The sequence below is a fragment of the Parageobacillus caldoxylosilyticus NBRC 107762 genome, assembly GCF_000632715.1.
GTDB lineage: Bacteria > Bacillota > Bacilli > Bacillales > Anoxybacillaceae > Saccharococcus > Saccharococcus caldoxylosilyticus.
The window spans coordinates 38,800-59,821 of the sequence record NZ_BAWO01000001.1 but is presented as its reverse complement, the minus strand read 5'-3'; the positions used below and the strand labels follow the sequence as shown (position 1 = coordinate 59,821).

23 protein-coding genes are annotated in these 21,022 nt (G+C 45.1%); 22 read left to right on the top strand and 1 reads right to left on the bottom strand.

Annotated features, from left to right (window positions below; genetic code table 11):
* Positions 1-7: 7 nt before the first annotated feature.
* The 6 genes from dnaK to deoC all read left to right on the top strand — a co-directional run bounded on the left by dnaK (position 8) and on the right by deoC (position 6,994).
* Positions 8-1,834, top strand: coding sequence for a molecular chaperone DnaK (dnaK, locus tag GCA01S_RS00320; protein WP_042406306.1), 1,827 nt, complete (start codon positions 8-10; stop codon positions 1,832-1,834).
* A 146-nt stretch (positions 1,835-1,980) separates the two neighbouring features.
* Positions 1,981-3,123 (top strand): molecular chaperone DnaJ, encoded by a 1,143-nt coding sequence (gene dnaJ / locus GCA01S_RS00315; RefSeq protein ID WP_017435624.1) that lies wholly within the window; start codon positions 1,981-1,983, stop codon positions 3,121-3,123.
* A gap of 5 nt (positions 3,124-3,128) precedes the next feature.
* Positions 3,129-4,064 (top strand): 50S ribosomal protein L11 methyltransferase, encoded by a 936-nt coding sequence (prmA, locus tag GCA01S_RS00310; protein ID WP_042406413.1) that lies wholly within the window; start codon positions 3,129-3,131, stop codon positions 4,062-4,064.
* A gap of 18 nt (positions 4,065-4,082) precedes the next feature.
* Positions 4,083-4,832, top strand: coding sequence for a 16S rRNA (uracil(1498)-N(3))-methyltransferase (locus tag GCA01S_RS00305; protein ID WP_017435626.1), 750 nt, complete (start codon positions 4,083-4,085; stop codon positions 4,830-4,832).
* 11 nt (positions 4,833-4,843) lie between these two features.
* The gene (gene mtaB, locus GCA01S_RS00300) at positions 4,844-6,199 is read left to right on the top strand and encodes a tRNA (N(6)-L-threonylcarbamoyladenosine(37)-C(2))-methylthiotransferase MtaB (RefSeq protein WP_042406301.1); all 1,356 of its coding nucleotides are present in this window, start codon (positions 4,844-4,846) and stop codon (positions 6,197-6,199) included.
* 123 nt (positions 6,200-6,322) lie between these two features.
* The gene (gene deoC, locus GCA01S_RS00295) at positions 6,323-6,994 is read left to right on the top strand and encodes a deoxyribose-phosphate aldolase (RefSeq protein WP_017435628.1); all 672 of its coding nucleotides are present in this window, start codon (positions 6,323-6,325) and stop codon (positions 6,992-6,994) included.
* Here the strand turns inward: deoC and GCA01S_RS00290 are convergent.
* A complete protein-coding gene (locus GCA01S_RS00290; RefSeq protein WP_042406296.1) occupies positions 6,991-7,923 on the bottom strand; it encodes a Na/Pi symporter in 933 nt (310 codons plus the stop codon). The genes deoC and GCA01S_RS00290 overlap by 4 nt on opposite strands.
* Positions 7,924-8,075: 152 nt before the next feature.
* Here GCA01S_RS00290 and rpsU point away from each other — a divergent pair, with 152 nt between their 5' ends.
* The 16 genes from rpsU (at position 8,076) to dnaG (ending at position 21,020) form a co-directional block, all read left to right on the top strand.
* Positions 8,076-8,249, top strand: coding sequence for a 30S ribosomal protein S21 (gene rpsU, locus GCA01S_RS00285; protein WP_008879912.1), 174 nt, complete (start codon positions 8,076-8,078; stop codon positions 8,247-8,249).
* Between the two features lie 14 nt (positions 8,250-8,263).
* Positions 8,264-8,719, top strand: a complete 456-nt coding sequence (locus GCA01S_RS00280) for a GatB/YqeY domain-containing protein (protein WP_042406293.1) — start codon at positions 8,264-8,266, stop codon at positions 8,717-8,719.
* A gap of 100 nt (positions 8,720-8,819) precedes the next feature.
* Positions 8,820-9,104, top strand: coding sequence for a sporulation protein YqfC (gene yqfC, locus GCA01S_RS00275; protein ID WP_017435631.1), 285 nt, complete (start codon positions 8,820-8,822; stop codon positions 9,102-9,104).
* Between the two features lie 21 nt (positions 9,105-9,125).
* Positions 9,126-10,313, top strand: coding sequence for a sporulation protein YqfD (gene yqfD, locus GCA01S_RS00270; protein WP_042406289.1), 1,188 nt, complete (start codon positions 9,126-9,128; stop codon positions 10,311-10,313).
* Positions 10,314-10,315: 2 nt separating this feature from the next.
* Entirely contained in the window at positions 10,316-11,278 is a 963-nt protein-coding gene (locus GCA01S_RS00265) for a PhoH family protein (RefSeq protein WP_017435633.1), read from the top strand.
* A gap of 55 nt (positions 11,279-11,333) precedes the next feature.
* Positions 11,334-13,439: an HD family phosphohydrolase gene (locus GCA01S_RS00260; protein ID WP_042406287.1), complete on the top strand. Its 2,106-nt coding sequence runs from the start codon at positions 11,334-11,336 to the stop codon at positions 13,437-13,439.
* On the top strand, positions 13,436-13,906 hold the full coding sequence (gene ybeY, locus GCA01S_RS00255) for an rRNA maturation RNase YbeY (protein ID WP_042406284.1): 471 nt from the start codon (positions 13,436-13,438) through the stop codon (positions 13,904-13,906). The genes GCA01S_RS00260 and ybeY overlap by 4 nt, the downstream gene beginning before the upstream one ends.
* A 2-nt stretch (positions 13,907-13,908) precedes the next feature.
* A complete protein-coding gene (locus GCA01S_RS00250) occupies positions 13,909-14,268 on the top strand; it encodes a diacylglycerol kinase family protein (RefSeq protein WP_017435636.1) in 360 nt (119 codons plus the stop codon).
* Between the two features lie 115 nt (positions 14,269-14,383).
* Positions 14,384-14,782, top strand: a complete 399-nt coding sequence (locus GCA01S_RS00245; protein WP_017435637.1) for a cytidine deaminase — start codon at positions 14,384-14,386, stop codon at positions 14,780-14,782.
* Positions 14,775-15,683, top strand: coding sequence for a GTPase Era (era, locus tag GCA01S_RS00240; protein ID WP_017435638.1), 909 nt, complete (start codon positions 14,775-14,777; stop codon positions 15,681-15,683). Before GCA01S_RS00245 ends, era begins: the two co-directional genes overlap by 8 nt.
* A 97-nt stretch (positions 15,684-15,780) precedes the next feature.
* Positions 15,781-15,924 (top strand): YqzL family protein, encoded by a 144-nt coding sequence (locus tag GCA01S_RS19100; protein ID WP_017435639.1) that lies wholly within the window; start codon positions 15,781-15,783, stop codon positions 15,922-15,924.
* Between the two features lie 29 nt (positions 15,925-15,953).
* Entirely contained in the window at positions 15,954-16,763 is an 810-nt protein-coding gene (recO, locus tag GCA01S_RS00235) for a DNA repair protein RecO (RefSeq protein ID WP_042406278.1), read from the top strand.
* 207 nt (positions 16,764-16,970) lie between these two features.
* Positions 16,971-17,600: a helix-turn-helix transcriptional regulator gene (locus GCA01S_RS00230; RefSeq protein WP_255212249.1), complete on the top strand. Its 630-nt coding sequence runs from the start codon at positions 16,971-16,973 to the stop codon at positions 17,598-17,600.
* A gap of 19 nt (positions 17,601-17,619) precedes the next feature.
* Entirely contained in the window at positions 17,620-18,420 is an 801-nt protein-coding gene (locus GCA01S_RS00225) for a pyruvate, water dikinase regulatory protein (RefSeq protein ID WP_042406273.1), read from the top strand.
* Positions 18,421-18,729: 309 nt separating this feature from the next.
* Entirely contained in the window at positions 18,730-19,179 is a 450-nt protein-coding gene (locus GCA01S_RS00220) for a YaiI/YqxD family protein (RefSeq protein ID WP_042406269.1), read from the top strand.
* A 38-nt stretch (positions 19,180-19,217) separates the two neighbouring features.
* A complete protein-coding gene (gene dnaG, locus GCA01S_RS00215) occupies positions 19,218-21,020 on the top strand; it encodes a DNA primase (RefSeq protein ID WP_042406265.1) in 1,803 nt (600 codons plus the stop codon).
* Positions 21,021-21,022 lie beyond the last annotated feature (2 nt).

Genomic DNA, 21,022 nt, shown 5'->3' with positions numbered 1-21,022 from the left:
GATCGTAATGAGCAAAATTATCGGTATTGACTTAGGAACAACCAACTCCTGTGTTGCCGTATTAGAAGGCGGCGAGCCGAAGGTCATTCCAAATCCGGAAGGAAGCCGCACTACTCCTTCTGTTGTGGCGTTTAAAAACGGAGAACGTTTAGTCGGCGAAGTAGCGAAGCGACAAGCGATTACGAACCCAAATACCGTCATCTCCATTAAACGCCATATGGGAACGGACTATAAAGTAGAAATCGAAGGCAAAAAATATACGCCACAAGAAATTTCGGCAATTATTTTGCAATACTTAAAATCGTATGCAGAAGATTATTTGGGAGAACCGGTGACAAGAGCAGTCATTACCGTTCCGGCTTACTTTAACGATGCACAACGTCAAGCGACGAAAGATGCCGGACGCATTGCGGGTTTGCAAGTAGAACGCATCATTAACGAGCCGACGGCCGCCGCGCTTGCGTACGGTTTGGATAAAGAAGAAGATCAAACGATCCTCGTTTATGACTTGGGGGGCGGTACGTTTGACGTATCGATTCTTGAACTTGGAGACGGCGTGTTTGAAGTAAAAGCGACGGCCGGCGATAACCATCTTGGCGGGGACGACTTTGACCAAGTAATTATCGATTATTTAGTCGACCAATTTAAGCAGGAGCACGGCATCGACTTATCCAAAGATAAAATGGCGCTGCAACGATTGAAAGACGCTGCCGAAAAAGCGAAAAAAGAACTTTCCGGCGTCATGCAAACGCAAATTTCCTTGCCGTTTATCAGCGCTAATGAAAGCGGTCCACTCCATTTAGAAACAACATTAACAAGAGCAAAATTTGAAGAGTTGTCCGCCCACCTTGTCGAACGTACGATGGGACCGGTTCGCCAAGCGTTGCAAGATGCGGGCTTAACACCGGCAGATATTGATAAAATCATTCTTGTCGGTGGTTCTACGCGTATCCCGGCTGTACAGGAAGCAATTAAACGCGAACTTGGAAAAGAGCCGCATAAAGGGGTCAACCCGGATGAAGTGGTAGCGATCGGCGCAGCGATCCAAGGCGGTGTGATCGCTGGCGAAGTAAAAGACGTCGTTCTTCTTGACGTTACTCCGCTGTCGCTTGGAATTGAAACGATGGGCGGCGTATTTACGAAATTAATTGAACGCAATACGACGATCCCGACAAGCAAATCACAAATTTTCACGACAGCAGCAGATAACCAGACAACGGTCGACATTCACGTGTTGCAAGGGGAGCGCCCAATGGCGGCCGATAACAAAACGCTTGGCCGTTTCCAATTGACGGATATTCCGCCGGCACCGCGTGGCGTACCGCAAATTGAGGTAACGTTTGATATCGACGCCAACGGCATTGTCCATGTCCGAGCCAAAGATTTAGGCACGAACAAAGAGCAATCGATTACCATTAAATCGTCATCCGGTCTTTCCGAAGAAGAAATTCAGCGCATGATTAAAGAGGCGGAAGAAAACGCTGAAGCGGACAGAAAACGGAAAGAAGCGGCCGAACTGCGCAACGAGGCCGACCACTTAATATTTACGACGGAGAAGACGTTAAAAGAAGTGGAAGGAAAAGTAGACGAAGCGGAAATGAAAAAAGCGCGTGAAGCAAAAGATGCGCTGAAAGCGGCGCTTGAGAAAAACGATCTCGATGAAATCCGCAAAAAGAAAGAAGCGCTGCAAGAAGCGGTGCAGCAGCTATCGATGAAGCTATACGAACAAGCAGCAAAGCAAGCGCAAAATCAGCAAACGGGAGCTGACGGCGCGACGAAGAAAGACAATAATGTAGTTGATGCAGAATTCGAAGAAGTAAAAGATGACAAATAATACATTGGTGAAAAAGTCAAAGTCAGGCCTGTCTTGGCTTTGACTTTTTTGCTAATAAGAAGATGACGGCTTAAATCTGTTGCAATCAAAAAGAGAGAAATGCTAAAATTATCTTCATGTGAGTGAATCGGGAGTGGATGATCATCATGGCGAAGCGAGATTATTATGAAATTCTCGGAGTCAGCAAAAATGCGACAAAAGAGGAGATTAAAAAAGCATATCGGAAGCTTTCGAAAAAGTATCATCCAGATGTGAATAAAGAGCCCGATGCGGCGGAAAAATTTAAAGAAATTAAAGAAGCCTACGAAGTGTTAAGCGATGACCAAAAGCGGGCCCATTACGATCAGTTTGGCCACGCCGATCCAAATCAAGGTTTCGGTGGCTTCCGCAGCGATGATTTTGATTTTGGCGGTTTTAGCGGCTTCGGCGGTTTTGAGGATATTTTCAACACCTTTTTTGGCGGCGGCCGCCGGCGTAATCCGAATGCTCCTAGAGCTGGAGCCGATTTGCAATATACGATGACATTGACATTTGAGGAAGCAGCATTTGGCAAAGAAACCGATATTGAAATTCCGCGCGAAGAAACATGCGACACTTGCCATGGCACCGGAGCAAAACCGGGTACAAAGCCGGAAACATGTCCGCATTGTCACGGGGCTGGACAAATCAGCACGGAGCAATCCACCCCGTTTGGGCGCATCGTCAATCGCCGCACATGTCCATATTGCGGCGGAACAGGGAAATATATTAAGGAAAAATGTACGACATGCGGCGGCACCGGCCGCGTAAAACGACGGAAAAAAATCCATGTGAAAATCCCGGCTGGAATTGATGACGGACAACAATTGCGCGTTGCCGGCCAAGGAGAGCCGGGGATTAACGGAGGGCCGCCAGGAGATTTATATATTATCTTTCATGTGGAGCCACATGAATTTTTTGAACGCGACGGCGATGATATTTATTGCGAAGTGCCGCTTACATTTGCGCAGGCAGCGCTTGGGGATGAGATCGAAGTCCCGACTCTGCATGGAAAAGTGAAGTTAAAAATCCCGGCAGGCACGCAAACAGGAACGAGATTCCGCTTAAAAGGAAAAGGAGTGCCAAATGTGCGCGGCTACGGCTATGGCGACCAGCATGTTATCGTCCGCGTTGTGACGCCGACGAAGCTGACAGAAAAGCAAAAGCAATTGCTGCGTGAATTTGACCAATTGGGTGGTGCCAGCATGCACCATGAACCACATGACCGCTTTTTTGATAAGGTAAAAAAAGCGTTTAAAGGAGAATCATGAATTTTATGAAATGGTCAGAAATCAGCATCCATACGACGCACGAGGCAGTCGAGGCGATTTCGAATATTTTGCACGAAGCAGGGGCAGGAGGGGTCGTGATCGAAGACCCGTATGATTTAATAAAAGAAAGAGAAGATTGGTTTGGGGAAGTATATGAGCTGAATCCGGACGATTATCCGGAAGAAGGCGTCATTATTAAAGCGTACTTGCCGGTCAACAGCTTTCTCGGAGAAACGGTGGAAGAAATTAAACAGGCGATTAACAATTTATTATTGTACGATATTGATATTGGAAAAAATAAGATTACCATTAGCGAAGTAAATGAAGAGGAATGGGCAACCGCCTGGAAAAAATATTATAATCCTGTGAAAATATCAGAAAAATTTACGATTGTTCCGACGTGGGAAGTTTATGAGCCAGTGTCGAGCGACGAATTGATTATTGAATTGGACCCGGGCATGGCGTTTGGCACAGGAACCCACCCGACGACAGTCATGTGTATTCAGGCACTGGAGAAATATGTAAAGCCTGGGGATAAGGTCATTGATGTCGGCACTGGTTCCGGCATTTTAAGCATTGCCGCAGCAATGCTAGGCGCCAAATCCGTCCGTGCTCTTGACTTGGATCCGGTGGCCGTCGATAGTGCAAGGTTGAATGTCAAGCTAAATAAGGTGCAGCATATCGTGACTGTTTCGCAAAACAATCTGCTTGACCACATCGATGAACGGGCAAACATTATTGTTGCCAATATTTTGGCGGAAATTATTTTGCGCTTTGTTGATGACGCGTATCGCCTTCTTGAAAAAGACGGATATTTTATTACGTCTGGAATTATTCAGGCGAAGAAGCAGGAAGTAAAAGATGGTTTAAGAGCGGCAGGATTTGTCATTGAGGAAACGTTAGTGATGGAAGATTGGGTGGCATTTATCGCCAAAAAATGATGAAAAGAAGGGATTGCGTTGCAGCGATATTTTGTTCCCGACAATCAACAGGCGAATGACCGGATTGCCATTGGCGGCGATGACTACCACCATATTGTCCGCGTGATGCGCATGGGAAAGGGAAGCAAATTGATTTGCGTCCTTTCGAACGGCAAAACGGCTCGGTGCGAAATTGAACAAATTACCAGTGAGAATGTAATAGCTCGTGTTGTAGAATGGATAGAAGAACAAACGGAACTGCCTATTCGCGTCTATATTGCCCATGGACTGCCGAAAGGAGATAAGCTGGAGCTTGTGATTCAGAAAGGAACGGAGCTCGGCGCTTTCGCTTTCCTTCCTTTTTTGGCGGCTCGTTCTGTTGTCAAATGGGACGCAAAAAAGGCGGATAAAAAAATAGATCGATGGAAAAAAATCGCAAAAGAGGCGGCAGAGCAAGCTCATCGCAGCCAAATTCCCGATATACACGCTCCGCTAACGATCCATGAGCTGATCGAGTTTGCGAAAACGATGGATTGCCGAATGGTTGCCTATGAAGAAGAGGCGAAGCGCGGCAATCATCAAACGCTTGCTGCTATTTTTCAACAAATGAAGCGAGGCCAGTCTCTCCTTGCCGTGTTTGGACCAGAAGGAGGCTTTTCCGATGAAGAAGTTGACCTCCTGAGGCAGCATGGCTTTTTTTCCTGCAGCCTCGGCCCGCGGATTTTGCGGACCGAAACGGCGCCGCTTTATTTGTTAGCGGCTGCTTCGTACCAATTTGAACTACAGTGAGGTGAAAGCAAATGCCAACCGTTGCATTTCATACGCTTGGATGTAAAGTCAACCATTATGAAACGGAAGCGATTTGGCAATTGTTTAAAAAGGCAGGCTATGAACGGAAAGATTTTGAAAGCCGTGCTGACGTGTATGTCATCAATACTTGCACGGTAACGAACACAGGCGATAAAAAAAGCCGCCAAGTCATTCGCCGCGCCATTCGCCGGAATCCGGATGCGGTTGTGTGCGTGACGGGGTGCTACGCGCAAACGTCTCCGGCGGAAGTAATGGCGATTCCGGGGGTGGATATCGTCATCGGCACACAAGACCGCGGAAAAATTTTAGAATATGTGGAACAGTTTCAGCGTGAACGCCAGCCGATTAATGCCGTTCACAACATTATGAAAACACGCGTGTTCGAAGAAATGGACGTTCCGGAGTTTAGCGACCGGACGCGTGCCTCTTTAAAAATTCAAGAAGGATGCAATAACTTTTGCACCTTTTGTATCATTCCATGGGCGCGCGGATTAATGCGTTCCCGCGATCCGAAAGAAATCATCCGCCAGGCGCAGCAGCTAGTTAACGCCGGCTATAAAGAGATTGTTTTAACGGGCATCCATACAGGCGGTTATGGAACGGATATGAAAGACTATAACTTTGCGGCGCTGCTCCGCGATTTGGACGAGCAAGTTGTCGGTCTGAAACGGCTCCGCATCTCATCGATTGAAGCGAGCCAAATTACCGATGAAGTGATCGAAGTGCTGCGGCGTTCCGATAAGATCGTGCGCCATTTGCATATTCCGCTTCAATCGGGCTCCAATACCGTATTAAAACGGATGCGCCGCAAATATACAACCGAATTTTTTGCCGAGCGGCTAGCACGTTTGCGTGAAGTGTTCCCTGAACTGGCGATTACGTCAGACGTGATCGTCGGATTCCCAGGCGAAACGGAAGAAGAGTTTATGGAAACGTACAACTTTGTGCGCGAACAGCGCTTTTCCGAACTCCACGTTTTCCCGTATTCCAAACGGACAGGCACGCCGGCCGCGCGCATGCCAAATCAAGTGGATGAGGATGTGAAACACGATCGCGTCCGCCGTTTAATTGCGCTGTCTGATCAGCTGGCGAAAGAATATGCTTCGCAATTTGAAGGACAAGTGCTGGAAGTAATTCCGGAAGAACGGGACAAAGAAAATCCGGAAAGCGGTCTGTATATCGGCTACACCGATAACTATTTAAAAGTAAAATTCCCGGCTACTGAAGAAATGGTCGGTGAAATCGTTAAAGTAAAAATTAAAAAAGCCGGATATCCGTATAATGAAGGCGAATTTGTCCGCGTCGTGACGGACGACATCCCGCAATCCGTCAAATTAAGCTCATAACCCAGCTAGTACAGAGCTGGGTTTTTGTTTACTATAAAAATATGCTGTAGACTAGTTTTTTTTTGTTCAAAATGGTATGATGATAGAGGTCAGACCTCTATACATGAAAGGAGATTGATGAAGTTGGAAACAAATATTGCCAAAATGATTGACCATACCTTGTTGAAAGCGGATACAACAAAAAACGATATTGTAAAGCTGTGTGAAGAAGCAAAACGGTATGGATTTGCTTCCGTCTGCGTCAATCCGACATGGGTGGCAACCGCCGCCGAACTGTTAAAAGGCACGGATGTGAAAGTATGTACGGTAATCGGCTTTCCGCTCGGAGCCAATACGCCGGAAACAAAGGCGTTCGAAACGAAAAACGCGATTGAAAACGGGGCGGCGGAAGTCGATATGGTGATCAATATCGGCGCGCTGAAAGATGGAAACGATGAGCTTGTGGAACGCGATATTCGCGCCGTTGTCGAAGCGGCGAAGGGAAAAGCGCTTGTCAAAGTAATTATTGAAACATGTCTGCTTTCAGAAGAAGAAAAAGTGCGTGCTTGCCAGCTTGCGGTGAAAGCAGGCGCGGATTATGTCAAAACGTCGACCGGATTTTCTACCGGCGGTGCGACAGTCGAAGATGTGGCATTAATGCGCAAAACGGTCGGCCCGTCCATCGGGGTGAAAGCTTCCGGCGGCGTCCGTGACATACAAAGTGCAAACGCCATGATACAAGCAGGGGCGACGCGCATCGGCACAAGTTCGGGCGTAGCGATTATCGAAGGGAAAACAGCCCGCTCTGATTATTAAAAACGCCGGCCGTGGAAAAATAATATAGCCGCTTCGATCCAGCGGACAAATGGCAGCGCCGCCAACGAACAAATAACGTTAAACAGGACACTGACATGAGCCAGCTGCACATCCGGGGAATTGCTTAGCTTGCCAGCAACGAAAGCGAGCGGGTCAATAAAAAAATAAAAGATGATCACGCCGATGACATTAAACCATAAATGAGTATACGCCGTTAATTTTGCTTCATATGCGGAACCGATGCTGGCAAGGAGGCCGGTTATACATGTGCCGATATTCGCGCCAAGCAAAATGGCGATGCCGGCTGGCAATGTTAATAGATGTTCATTCAAAAACCCCATGGCGATGCCGATCATTGCCGCACTCGAATGAATAATGGCTGTAAAAATAATGCCGATCATGATTCCGGCAAGCGGGGAATTGTTCGTTTTTTTCAGCCACTCGTCAATGATCGGATAAGCGGCCAACGGTTTTGACAATTGGCTAAACCCGTTCATGGCAAAAAATAAAGAAGCGAGCCCGACCATAATCATTCCGATGCTATAGGCAGGACGGTAACGCCCAAAAAAGACGAGAATCGCGCCAACGAAAAGCAATGGAATGACGTTGTCGCCAACATGGAGTGTCATGATTTCTGTCGTGATGGTAGAGCCGATATTGCTTCCTAAAATAATGCCGATCGATTGCCGGAATGTAAGATAGCCGGTGGAGACGAGCCCAACTGTAATTACCATGACGGCAGAGCTGCTTTGCATAAGGGCAGTCGTCACCGTTCCGGTGAGAAATCCTTGCCATGGGGTGCCTGTAAAGCGTAATAGCCAGTGTTTTAGACGGTGTCCAGATAAAGTGTAAAATCCTGCTTTCATCATAAACATGCCAAGAAGAAAAATGCCAGTATAAACCGAAAACCAGATGAGCAATTGCACCACTTGTCCTTCCCCCTTTCATCCTATTTGTATGGGCAAGGAAGGTGAACAATGACAGTTTTTTATTGACCTTTGGCGCAAGCATGTATTATAATTGACAAGTACACGCATAGTAACAAAATGTAATGGTTGTTGCTCGGAGGGAGGGAAGCAGGATGTCAAAAACCATCGTTCGAAAAAACGAATCTATTGACGACGCTCTTCGTCGCTTCAAACGTGCCGTTTCCAAAACGGGTACACTGCAAGAAGTAAGAAAGCGCGAATTTTATGAAAAGCCAAGCGTCAGACGGAAGAAAAAATCTGAAGCGGCTAGAAAGCGCAAGCATTAAAAGAGGGTGTATATATGAGTCTTCTCGATCGTTTAAATGACGACATGAAGCAGGCGATGAAAAGCAGAGAAAAAGAAAAACTCTCCGTTCTTCGCATGTTGAAAGCGGCGTTGCAAAACGAAGCGATTAAACTAGGGAAAAGCGAATTATCGGAAGACGAAGAGCTAACCGTTCTTTCTCGAGAATTAAAGCAGCGTAAAGACTCCCTCCAGGAATTCGAAAACGCAGGCCGTGCTGACCTTGTCGAAAAAACAAAGGTAGAATTGGAAATTGTTCAATCATATATGCCAAAACCACTCACAGAGGAAGAGCTCTTGGAAATTGTCAAACAGACGATTGCCGAAGTAGGAGCTTCCTCGAAAGCGGATATGGGGAAAGTGATGGGAGCGATCATGCCGAAAGTAAAAGGAAAAGCGGATGGCTCTCTCGTCAATAAACTTGTCCAACAACAACTTTCACAATCACGATGAACAGGGTGCTCCGTGTAGACGGGCGCCCTTTGTTTTTGCAAAACAGGTGCTATAACCCCTTTTCTTCTCATACATATGAGATGAAAGGGGGTTCTTTTTTATGGTGAAAAAGTGGCGCCAGAAGATGAAAAGATGGATTACCGATAAACTGGAGCTTCCCGCTGACATTGTGATGGACCTTCCCCGCATTACGATGGTTGGGCAAATACATATTTATATTGAAAATCACCGAGGGCTGTTGACGTTTAGCGATAAAGAACTGCGCCTTCTTTTGAAGCAAGGGCAGCTGCTTGTTCGCGGCGAAAAGTTTGTCATCAAAACGATTTTGCCAGAAGAAATTTTGTTGGAAGGGAAAATCAACCAAGTGATTTATATAGATGAATAACCATTCACGGGAGGAAATACGATGAAAAATCAATGGATGAACATACTGATTGGCAGCGTAAGGGTGAAAGCACAAGGAAAAGGTGTGGAACGTTTGCTGAACGCGTGTGTGCGCAACGATATTGTCATTTGGAATGTGAAAAAGCATAGCGACCATATTGTGACGTTTTTTATTAAGTTAAGCGATGTGAAGCGGTTGCGCATCGTCGCCCGCAGAAGCGAGTGCAAGCTTTATTTTGTCGGAAAAACAGGGTTTCCTTTTTTCTGCAAAAAAGCGTTGTCGAACACCGGGTTTTTGCTCGGAATATGTTTATTTTTCGTTATTGTTTTTTTACTTTCCAACATGATATGGGGGATTGAAATCAAAGGGGCAAAGCCGGAGACGGAATACCGGATTTGGAAAGAATTAAAAAGAATGGGGATAGAAAAAGGAGCGTTTCAATTTCTCGTTGATGATCCGGAAACGATTCAAAAGAAATTGACAGATCGCATCGATGCGATTACATGGGTTGGTGTAGAATGGGAAGGGACAACGCTTTATTTTCGGGTGGTGGAAAAAGAACAGCCTGAAGAGCCGAAAAAAATAGGGGCGCAGCATTTAGTGGCGAAAAAGAAGGCGATTATTACTGATATGTTTGTTGAAGAAGGACAGCCGCTTGTTTCCGTTCATGACCATGTTACAAAGGGGCAGCTGCTCGTGTCTGGAATTATCGGGAAAGAAGGGCAAACAAAATTAGTGCCGGCAAAGGGAAAAATTTTTGGCGAAACATGGTACAAGTCTACCGTTGTCCTGCCGCTTGATGCCACTTTTCGCGTCTTGACAGGAAAATATATGGAAAAACATTATATAAAAATAGGAAATATTTCTCTTCCAGTTTGGGGATGGGAAAAGCCGAAGTTTACCAATTATGAAATCAATGTACAAAAAAGGCCGTTTCGTTTTTGGAAATGGGACTTGCCCTTATATTATGAGCGCGTCATTTTCCGGGAAACAGCAGAAGTAAAGCGGAGCTATACGTGGGAAGAAGCGTTTGCAAAGGCAAAGGAACTTGCCCGCGAGGAATTAAAAGAGAAACTGCCTGATGATGCTTCCATAAAAGGCGAAAAAGTTTTGCATCAGACGAAAGAGAATGGTAAAGTAGTGGTAGAATTGCATTATCAAGTGATTGAAAATATCGCAATACCACAACCTATCGTTCAAGGAGATTGAGAATGTTAGAGGAGTTTGTAACGATCAGTCAGCAATTAGAAAACGCAAACGAAGCCATTGCCTTGTTCGGCATTCATGATGCCCATCTCAAACGATTGGAAGAGGAATTGGGGGTTTCCATTGTAACAAGAGGGGAAACAGTGAGTGTTTCCGGTACCCCCGAGCAAGTACAGCTTGTGGATGACTTGCTGCGCCACTTATTGATCATCATCCGCAAGGGAATTACGATTAGCGAGCGGGACGTGATGTATGCGATACAGTTAGCGAAAAAGGGAGCACTCGACTATTTGGTCAGTTTATATGAGGAAGAAATAACGAAAAATGCAAAAGGAAAACCGATTCGTGTCAAAACGCTAGGACAGCGGCATTATGTAACCGCCATTAAGCAGCATGATCTGGTTTTCGGTATCGGTCCAGCTGGAACCGGGAAAACGTACTTGGCGGTAGTCATGGCTGTTCGGGCGCTAAAAAACGGCCAAGTGAAGCGCATTATTTTGACTCGTCCGGCGGTGGAGGCGGGAGAAAGTTTAGGGTTTTTACCGGGAGATTTAAAAGAAAAAGTAGATCCGTATTTACGCCCGCTTTACGATGCGCTGCACGATGTGTTGGGGGTAGACCATACGCAGCGCCTTATCGAGCGCGGAACGATCGAAATTGCTCCGCTCGCTTACATGCGCGGGAGAACGTTAGAAGATGCTTTTGTCATTTTAGATGAAGCGCAAAACACAACGCCGGCTCAGATGAAAATGTTTCTAACGAGGCTAGGATTTGGTTCAAAAATGGTCATTACCGGCGATATTTCACAAGTGGACTTGCCAAAGGGAGTCAAATCAGGCCTTGCCGTAGCTAAAGAAATATTGGCTACCATCAGCGGTGTTTCATTTGTTTTTCTCGAGCAATCAGATGTAGTGCGCCACCCGCTCGTGGCGAAAATTATTGAAGCGTATAATCAGGCAGGTTTATAGATAAAAAAAGACCCGTTTCCCGCAGGGTCTTTTCTTTAAAGTGAGGGGAAAACCGTTGGAAAGGATTCGCTTTTTTCTAAAGCATACGAGCCGTGTTCGTTTTGTCCGCTATCTTTTGTTTTTGTTTTTAGGGCTAATGCTGTTTTCCGTCCTTTACTGGCATGTAAAGCCGCGCCAATATGAGCTGCGCCTGTTTGACGTCGCGAAAGAAACAATCCGGTCGCCGATTACGATCGAAGATAAGGAGGCGACCGAACGGCTGAAAGAAGAAGCGGCCAATAAAGTGGCTGATATTTATACATTAAAAAAAGAGTATGCGGAAAACCGTGTCGATTTAATTTCGTCCTTATTTACAGCCATTGTGGACATACAGGAACAAGCAAAAAGGGAAAACGAAGTGGAGACGGACATGGTCGGCGCGCTGCAGGAGCGGCTGCCGCCGGAATGGTTTTCTTATTTGTCGGCCAACGAGTGGGAAGCGCTGCTTCATGCGGCTCCAGAAGATATAAAAACTGCGAAAGAAGCAGCGGTAACGGCCGTCCATTTGATTATGAGGGAACGAATTACGCAGGAGGAATTAGATAGGGCAAGAGAGAAAGCAGCAGATGAATTGAAGTATGCGATGCTTTCGCCGTCATTAAAAGAAATCGTTATAAAGCTTACAAAACAGGCTGTCATTCCAAACGTGGTTTATGACCGGGCGGCTACGGAAGAAAAGCGGAGACAGGTAATGGATGAGGTTAAGCCGGTAAAAATTTTGCAGGGACAAGTGATCGTAGAGGAAGGACAGTTTATTACGAATGAAATTTATCACCAGCTGCAGCTTGCCGGCTTATTGCAAAACGACCATTCTTTCCATCCGTTGATCGGCCTTTCCATGCTTGTGCTATTATTGCTTTCTCCGCTTGTTTATTACTTTGGACGCGAACGGACCAACACGGATTTATTTCTATTTACAACGATATTTACCATCACTATGCTGATAATGGAGCTTGTCCGCCTCTTGCCGCAAGGAGATACTGTTTCCACCGGCTATCTGGTGCCGATTGCTTTCGGCACCATGCTGGTGCGCATTTTGCTTGGGGAACGAATAGCGATCATGACGGCAATTCTTTGCGCTGTATGCGGAAGTTTGATGTTTAATGAGGAAATAGGCGCAAACGGCACGGTACAAGTTTCGTTAGCGATTTATTTGCTGACAAGCGGTTTGGCAGGCAGCTTCTTTTTGCATCAACAGCTGCGCAAGGCAAAAATTTGGCAGGCTGGATTATTTGTTGCTTTTATTAATATGGTATTGATACTGGCCATGATCTTGCTAAAAAACGGTCATTATTCGCTTTCGGAAATTGGAATGTTCCTGCTAATGGCGCTTGCTTCCGGCATTTTTTCCGCCATTTTGACGATCGGGCTATTGCCAATGTTGGAGGCGGCATTCGGGATTTTATCATCGATCAGACTAATTGAACTGTCTAACCCGAATCACCCGCTGCTTCGCAAAATTTTAATCGAAGCGCCGGGAACGTACCATCATAGCATTATGGTCGCCAATTTGGCCGAAGCTGCGTGCGAAGCGATTGGTGCGAACGGTCTGCTGGCGCGTGTCGCCTGCTATTACCATGACATCGGAAAAACGAAACGGCCGCGCTATTTTATCGAGAATCAAATCAGCGGGAATCCGCACGATCATTTATCGCCGCAGTTAAGCAAAAATATTATTCTTGCTCATGTAGCAGATGGAGTGGCAATATTAAAAAAACACCGCATGCCAAAGGAAATTATTGACATTGCCGAACAACATCACGGTACAACTTTGTTAAAATATTTTTATCATAAAGCTCTGGAACAAACGGGCTTTGTACTGGAGGAAGAATTCCGCTATCCGGGGCCGAAGCCGCAAACGAAGGAAGCGGCGATTGTTAGCATTGCGGATAGCGTGGAGGCGGCAGTGCGCTCGCTTTCTAGCCCGTCCCAGGAAAAAATCGAAAAAATTGTGCGCGCCATTATTGCTGACCGTTTGCAAGACAACCAATTGAACGAATGTGATATTACGTTAAAAGAATTAGAAATTGTCGCCCGTTCGTTTTGTGAGACGCTAAATGGTGTATTTCATTCGCGCATTGAATATCCAGAGATAAGAAAGGAAAAGGTGAAACACGCATGATTCTTCACATCGATTTTATCGACGAAACGAATGAAGTTACAGAAGAACAAATAATGATGATCGAGCGGTTGCTAAACCATGCGGCGGAAATTGAAGGCGTCCCTCAAGGGGCAGAAGTGAGCGTTTCCTTTGTCGACAATGAACGAATCCGCATCATCAACCGCGACTACCGTGGAAAAGACCAGCCAACCGATGTGATTTCCTTCGCGCTTGAGGAAAAAGGAGAAGGAGAGATTGAAATTATCGGCGCCGATATTCCGCCATTGCTTGGCGACATTATTATTTCTATTCCAAAGGCAAAAGAACAGGCCGAAGAATACGGGCATTCGTTCATGCGCGAGCTCGGTTTTTTGGCGGTGCACGGCTTTTTGCATCTGTTAGGTTACGATCACCAAACGGAGGAAGAAGAGAAAACGATGTTTTCTAAGCAAGAAGAGATTTTAAAGCAATTCGGATTAAGGAGATAGCTATGAATTGGCAGAAGGAAAAAAAACGGTTTGCTTGCGCATGGGCAGGAATGAGGACCGCAATTAAAGAAGAGGAGCATCTGCGCGTTCATATCGCCCTAGCTGTTGTTGCCATTGCTGCTGCTGCTGTCGTTCGTATTTCTAAATGGGAATGGCTTATTCTTTTGCTGACCGTCGGGAGCGTGATTACGTTAGAGCTTATCAACACGGCGATCGAGCGTGTTGTCAATTTGGTGACAACCGACTTCCATCCGTTGGCAAAAGCGGCAAAAGATATTGCGGCGGCCGCTGTTTTGTTCGCCGCCATCGTTGCAGTGGCCATTGGAATCATCATCTTTCTGCCATATATGATAGATAAGTAGGAAAATTCTAATTTTTCTGTTACATTTTCATGACGAGAGATGAAATTTATAAAGATTTTTTGTAAAATAAAAGAAGAGGTACATTGCCTTCCAAGCCGAGAAAGGAAGAGAAACATTGAAAAAGAATGAACTCATTGAAGAAGCAAAAAAAGCACGAGAATATGCCTACGTTCCGTATTCGAAATTTAAAGTTGGCGCCGCTTTATTAACCAAAGACGGAAAAGTGTACCGCGGCTGCAATATTGAAAACGCTGCTTACAGCATGTGCAATTGTGCGGAACGAACGGCGCTTTTTAAGGCGTATTCGGAAGGGGACACGGAATTTGCCGCCCTTGCGGTGATTGCCGATACACCCTGGCCGGTATCCCCTTGTGGCGCCTGTCGTCAAGTTATTTTCGAGCTATGTCCAAGCGATATGAAAGTAATATTGGCAAATTTAAACGGCGATATAATGGAACTAACAGTGGGAGAACTATTACCAAAAGCTTTTTCAGCGGAGGATATCCATGAATAAGGAAGGATATAAATCAGGATTCGTAGCAATTGTCGGTAGACCAAACGTTGGAAAATCTACGTTTTTAAACCGTGTCATTGGCCAAAAAATCGCTATTATGAGCGATAAACCGCAAACGACGCGAAATAAAATTCAAGGTGTTTACACGACAGAAGATGCACAAATTATTTTTATTGATACGCCAGGAGTGCATAAGCCAAAACATAAGCTTGGCGACTTTATGATGAAGGTGGCGCTGAACGCGTTAAGGGAAGTCGATCTTATTTTGTTTATGGTTAACGTCGAAGAAGGATTTGGACGCGGTGATGCATTTATTATTGAACGGCTGAAAGAGGTAAACACTCCGGTGTTTCTAGTCATGAACAAAATTGATAAAGTCCATCCGGATGATTTGTTGCCGCTTATCGATCAATATAAAGATCTTTATCCATTTGCTGAAATCGTTCCGATTTCCGCATTGCAAGGAAATAATGTGGAAAATTTGATCGAGCAAATTAAAAAATATTTGCCGGAAGGTCCACAATATTATCCGCCTGACCAAATCACCGATCATCCGGAACAGTTTATTATCGCGGAGTTGATTCGTGAGAAAGCGCTTCACTTAACGCGTGAGGAAGTTCCGCATTCTATTGCTGTCGTGGTGGAAAGCATTGAGCGGCGCAAGGATAGTGACACCGTTTATGTCGGTGCCGTCATTATCGTAGAACGCGATTCGCAAAAAGGGATCATTATTGGAAAGCAAGGACGGATGCTAAAAGAAATTGGACAGCGGGCGCGCATGGATATTGAAGCCCTGCTTGGGTCAAAAGTATTTTTGGAGCTATGGGTCAAAGTGCAAAAGGATTGGCGCAATCGCCTTGCCCAGTTGCGCGATTTCGGATTCCGGGAAGAGGAGTATTAATTAGAAAATTTTATGTAACATAAACATTTCTGTTGGAGTCAACCTATTATTAGACGGAAAAACAAGCAATGCTGCAGGCGGAAAGAGGTGTGGTTCCATGCTTGAATTCACTTGGAAATTATTTAGCCAAACAGGCAATATCGACACATATCTTCTTTTTAAAGAGCTGGAAAGAGAGCAACAGCTTAGCGGCGATGAACAAGAAGCGGAACTGGAGGAAGTTGATCAGCCCATTTTTTAATGAGCGTTCGTAAATCGGTGGTGATACGATTGTTTGAAAAATGTGAAGCAGTGGTCATTCGTACCATTGATTATGGCGAAACAAATAAAATCGTTACTTTCTTCACGAGAGAATGGGGAAAGGTGGCTGCAATGGCACGGGGAGCGAAAAAGCCAAGCAGCCGCCTTTCTGCCGTTACACAACCGTTTACATACGGCCATTACTTAATCCGCAGAAGCCGTGGGGTTGGCGTGCTGCATCAGGGAGAAATCATCGATTCGATGCGTACCATCCGCGAGGATATTTTCACTGCAGCATATGCATCCTATATTGTAGAGCTGACAGATAAAATTACCGAGGAGCAAAAACGCAATCCATATTTATTTGAACTGCTTCTGCAGACATTACAATATATGAACGAAGGGCGAGATTTAGAGATTCTTACTTGTATTTATGAGGTAAAAATGTTATCGGTGATGGGGATTCCCCCGACATTAGATCGTTGTGCAATATGCAGTCGAACGGAGGGGAATTTTTCTTTTTCAGTGAAGGAAGCCGGTTTTCTTTGTCATCGCTGCGAGTCTGCCGATCCGCACCGCATTCCCCTTTCCGCAGCCGCTGTCCGACTGTTGCGCTTGTTTTATTACATCGATGTATCAAGGCTAGGAACTATTTCTGTAAAAGAAAAAACGAAGCGAGAACTCCGTACCGCCATTTCTTCCTATTATGATGAATATTCCGGATTATCGCTGAAAACGAAACGTTTTTTAACTCAAATCGATGAATTAAAAGAGATAAGTTCATCTGGCCAAAACATGGGAAACCACAATAAAAACAACGAAAAAACAAGCGATCATTAGTTATCTTTCCAGATACAAAATTTTCTCCTTAGAAACGGAGTATAGTATAATAAATTATAGAACTTGCCTTTTATCAAAGGATCACGATGTTTTTCGACTGTCACGCTAATGCGTGACAGTCGAAAATCTATGACAAATTTTTTTATCATCAGAGGTCTAATCTTCAAGTTAAACTTATATAGCTTTTAAGCAAGGTGGTGAGCAACGATCGAACTGAATAAACGCCAAGAACAAATTTTGCAAATTGTGAAAGATCATGGCCCGATTACCGGCGAAAGCATTGCCGAGAAGTTGAATTTAACAAGGGCCACATTGCGTCCGGATTTGGCCATTTTAACAATGGCCGGCTATTTGGAAGCGCGGCCTCGGGTAGGCTATTTTTATACAGGAAAAACGGGATCGCAGCTGCTGGCTGATAAAATAAAAAAGATAAAGGTTGCTGATTACCAGTCAATTCCGGTGGTTGTCAATGAAAATGTAAGCGTATATGATGCGATTGTGACGATGTTTCTCGAAGATGTAGGCACCTTGTTTGTCGTTGACGATGAATCGCTGTTAGTCGGTGTACTATCACGGAAAGACTTGCTGCGTGCAAGCATCGGTAAACAGGAGTTAACGGCGATTCCAGTCAATATCATTATGACAAGAATGCCGAATATAGCGGTTTGCTATAAAGATGATCCGCTTATTGAAGTAGCAGAACGGCTGATCGAAAAGCAAATCGATGCCATGCCGGTAGTGCGGAAAACAGAGAAAGGGTACGAAGTCATTGGACGAATAACGAAAACCAATATGACAAAGGCGTTCGTTGCGCTAGCAAAAGACGATTTGTTGTAGGAGAAAAAGGAGGAGAAAGATGAATCAACGCCTTGTTTATGTTGTTTCCGATTCAGGAGGGGAAACAGCGGAACTTGTAGTGAAAGCGGCAGCAAGCCAGTTTTATAGCTCCCATATTCAGATCAAACGCGTACCGTATGTAGAAGATAAAACGACGCTGGCCGAAGTGGTGGCGCTAGCGAAAATGAATCAGGGAATTATCGCCTTTACTCTCGTCGTTCCGGAGATGCGCCAGTTTCTTCTTGAGGAAGCAGCGCGCGAAGGAGTGATAGCGTATGACATTATCGGGCCGCTGATTGAAAAAATGAGCGATCTGTTTCAATTGACGCCAAGGTATGAACCAGGACAAGTGCGTGTATTGGATGAGGATTATTTTAAGAAAATTGAAGCGATTGAATTTGCGGTCAAATATGATGACGGGCGCGACCCGCGGGGAATTTTGCGCGCTGACATCGTTTTAATCGGTGTATCGCGCACTTCGAAAACGCCGCTATCACAATATTTGGCCCATAAGCGGTTAAAAGTGGCCAACGTGCCGATCGTACCGGAAGTAGAGCCGCCGGAGCAGCTGTTTCAGGTGTCGAGCGAAAAATGTTTCGGTTTGAAAATTAGTCCGGAAAAGCTGCTTTCGATTCGCCGCGAGCGTCTAAAGTCGCTTGGATTAAATGACCAGGCTATTTATGCCAATATGGACCGCATTAAAGAAGAGCTTGCTTATTTCGATGAAATTGTCGCGAAAATCGGCTGCGATGTGATCGATGTGACAAATAAAGCAGTCGAAGAAACAGCAAGCATTATTATGAAGAAAAGAAAACTGTAGCACATTCACGTTCATGTGAATTGTGCTTTTATTTTTTGTAGCATATTTTCAATGTTTATATTATAATAAAAAATTGCGAGAAAAATGCACAATATAGGTTTAGAGCGTGTAAAAGACGAGTAAACTATTTATAGTTATTTGTCAAGGGTAAGTGTAAAATTTTTTTCGACAAAATTCGTTCATTATACGGGGGGGAAAAAGAAGGATTTTTGAGAATGGTGTAGAATAATAGGAGGTGTAAATCTGGTTGCTTCATTAGCCTATTCTAGACAACGCGCGATGAACGGCGATAGCAGTCAGATATAGACAGTGGGACCGACGGTTTTTGTAGATGCGGATGCTTGCCCGATAAAAATTGAAATTTTCTCCCTTGCCGCGAAATATAATATACCAAGTGTGTTTATTTCGTCGTACAATCACTTTTCACCGTTGCAACAAATGAAGTGGGTATACGTTGATACAGAAAAGGAAGCGGTGGATTTGTACATTTTCAATCATGCGGCACGAGGGGATGTGGTGGTGACCCAGGATGTGGGATTGGCAAGCATGCTGGTGAGCCGCGGCGTGCATGTCATCTCTCCGCGCGGAAAGGTGTATAAAGAGGAAGAGATGGCAAATGCTCTTTACCATCGCTATTTTCATGCGAAACTGCGAAGGCAAGGAGTATATCCGAAAGGAATGAAACAATTTTCTGACCAGGATCGTCGCCGCTTTCGGCAAAATTTCGAAAAAATTTTGTCGAAACTTACAGGAAAATAGACATAGACCCGAGAATAATAAGATATGGAGCTGTTCATATGGGATACCGTATTCCCGAAGAAACGATTGAAGCGATTCGCCGTAGCATCGATATTGTCGATGTGATTAGCGATTACGTCCAGTTGAAAAAACAAGGACGTAACTATTTTGGGTTATGTCCGTTCCATGGGGAAAAGACCCCGTCGTTTTCGGTTTCTCCAGAGAAACAAATTTTTCATTGTTTCGGCTGCGGTGCTGGCGGAAATGTATTCTCGTTTTTAATGGACATAGAAGGTCTATCCTTTATTGAAGCGGTCCAGCGGCTGGCCGTAAAGGCAAACGTGGATTTGTCCGCTTTCAAGTTGGACGACGTTGATAAGCACCGTCGCACCGACGCAGGCGAAACAAAAATGATGATCGAAGCACATGCGCTTTTGAAAAAATTTTACCATCATTTGCTTGTCAATACAAAGGAAGGACAGGAAGCTTTTGATTATTTACAAACGCGTGGATGGACAAGGGAAATGATCGATCAGTTTGAAATCGGCTATGCGCCTGATTCACGCGATTTCGCTGTCAAACTTTTGCTAGGGCGCGGCTTTTCACCCAGCCTGATGGAAAAGGCAGGGTTGATCATTCGCAAAGAAAACGGCGACTATGTCGATCGTTTTCGCCACCGCATCATGTTTCCCATTCATAATCATCACGGAGATGCTGTCGGCTTTTCGGGCCGGCTGCTTGGGGAAGGTCAGCCGAAATACTTAAACAGCCCGGAAACACCGATTTTCCATAAAGGGAGCATTTTATACAATTTTCATCAAGCGCGCCTACATATTCGAAAGCATCAAGAAGCCGTTTTATTGGAAGGATTCGCTGATGTCATTTCTGCCGTACAGGCAGGAGTTGCCCATTCGGTGGCAACGATGGGCACAGCGTTGACGGAAGAGCATGCGCGCATCCTTCGGCGCAATGTCGATACAGTCATTATTTGCTATGATGGCGATGCTTCGGGAATAGAAGCGACATTCCGCGCCGCAAAGCTGTTGGCGGATGCAGGCTGCCATGTGAAAGTCGCCACAATTCCTGATGGTCTCGACCCGGATGAATATATAAAGAAATATGGTGCAGCGCGGTTTCAGCGTGATATTATTGACGCTAGCAGCTCGCTGATGACGTTTAAAATGATGTATTTCCGCAGGGGAAAAAACTTGCAGAACGAGAATGATAAAATCCGTTATATTGAGGAAGTGCTTCGCGAAATCAGCAAGCTGCCGAATCCGATTGAGTGGGATTACTATTTACGGCAGTTGGCCGAGGAGTTTTCCCTTTCACTGTCCGCCTTGCAGGAGCAGTTAAACCGCTATAAAGGCACAGTCAAGCATTCTGATCATATAGACCGGGAAGCAGCACCAAAACCGCTGCTGCAAAAAAAGCTTCTCCCTGCATTTCAAAACGCGGAGCGAATGCTGCTTGCCCATATGCTGCAAAACCGCGATGTAGCGATGGTTGTTCAGGAAAAGATCGCGGGCAGATTCAATCTCGAAGAGCACCGAGCGATTGCCGCTTATATTTATGCTTTTTACGAAGAAGGAAATGAACCGAATGTCAGCTTGCTGATTTCGCGTCTTCCTGATGATTTGAAGCCGCTGGCAACCGAGCTGTCGCTATTATTGATCACGGATGAAATTTCCGATCAGGAACTGAATGATTATATAAGACATGTGTTGAATTATCCAAAATGGTTAATGCTAAAAGAAAAAGAACAAGAAAAGACGGAAGCAGAGCGAAAAAAGGATTTTTTAACTGCTGCGCGCATTGCCAAAGAAATTATTGATATGAAAAAGATGTTATCTTCTTCATAACA

Coding starts and splice junctions, on each gene's coding strand:
- GCA01S_RS00265 (WP_017435633.1), top strand. CDS start 10,316: ATGTTAGAGGAGTTTGTAACGATCAGTCAGCAATTAGAAAACGCAAAC.
- GCA01S_RS00280 (WP_042406293.1), top strand. CDS start 8,264: ATGAGTCTTCTCGATCGTTTAAATGACGACATGAAGCAGGCGATGAAA.
- yqfD (WP_042406289.1), top strand. CDS start 9,126: ATGAAAAATCAATGGATGAACATACTGATTGGCAGCGTAAGGGTGAAA.
- GCA01S_RS00225 (WP_042406273.1), top strand. CDS start 17,620: ATGAATCAACGCCTTGTTTATGTTGTTTCCGATTCAGGAGGGGAAACA.
- GCA01S_RS19100 (WP_017435639.1), top strand. CDS start 15,781: ATGCTTGAATTCACTTGGAAATTATTTAGCCAAACAGGCAATATCGAC.
- GCA01S_RS00250 (WP_017435636.1), top strand. CDS start 13,909: ATGAATTGGCAGAAGGAAAAAAAACGGTTTGCTTGCGCATGGGCAGGA.
- dnaK (WP_042406306.1), top strand. CDS start 8: ATGAGCAAAATTATCGGTATTGACTTAGGAACAACCAACTCCTGTGTT.
- dnaJ (WP_017435624.1), top strand. CDS start 1,981: ATGGCGAAGCGAGATTATTATGAAATTCTCGGAGTCAGCAAAAATGCG.
- era (WP_017435638.1), top strand. CDS start 14,775: ATGAATAAGGAAGGATATAAATCAGGATTCGTAGCAATTGTCGGTAGA.
- yqfC (WP_017435631.1), top strand. CDS start 8,820: ATGGTGAAAAAGTGGCGCCAGAAGATGAAAAGATGGATTACCGATAAA.
- prmA (WP_042406413.1), top strand. CDS start 3,129: ATGAAATGGTCAGAAATCAGCATCCATACGACGCACGAGGCAGTCGAG.
- rpsU (WP_008879912.1), top strand. CDS start 8,076: ATGTCAAAAACCATCGTTCGAAAAAACGAATCTATTGACGACGCTCTT.
- ybeY (WP_042406284.1), top strand. CDS start 13,436: ATGATTCTTCACATCGATTTTATCGACGAAACGAATGAAGTTACAGAA.
- mtaB (WP_042406301.1), top strand. CDS start 4,844: ATGCCAACCGTTGCATTTCATACGCTTGGATGTAAAGTCAACCATTAT.
- dnaG (WP_042406265.1), top strand. CDS start 19,218: ATGGGATACCGTATTCCCGAAGAAACGATTGAAGCGATTCGCCGTAGC.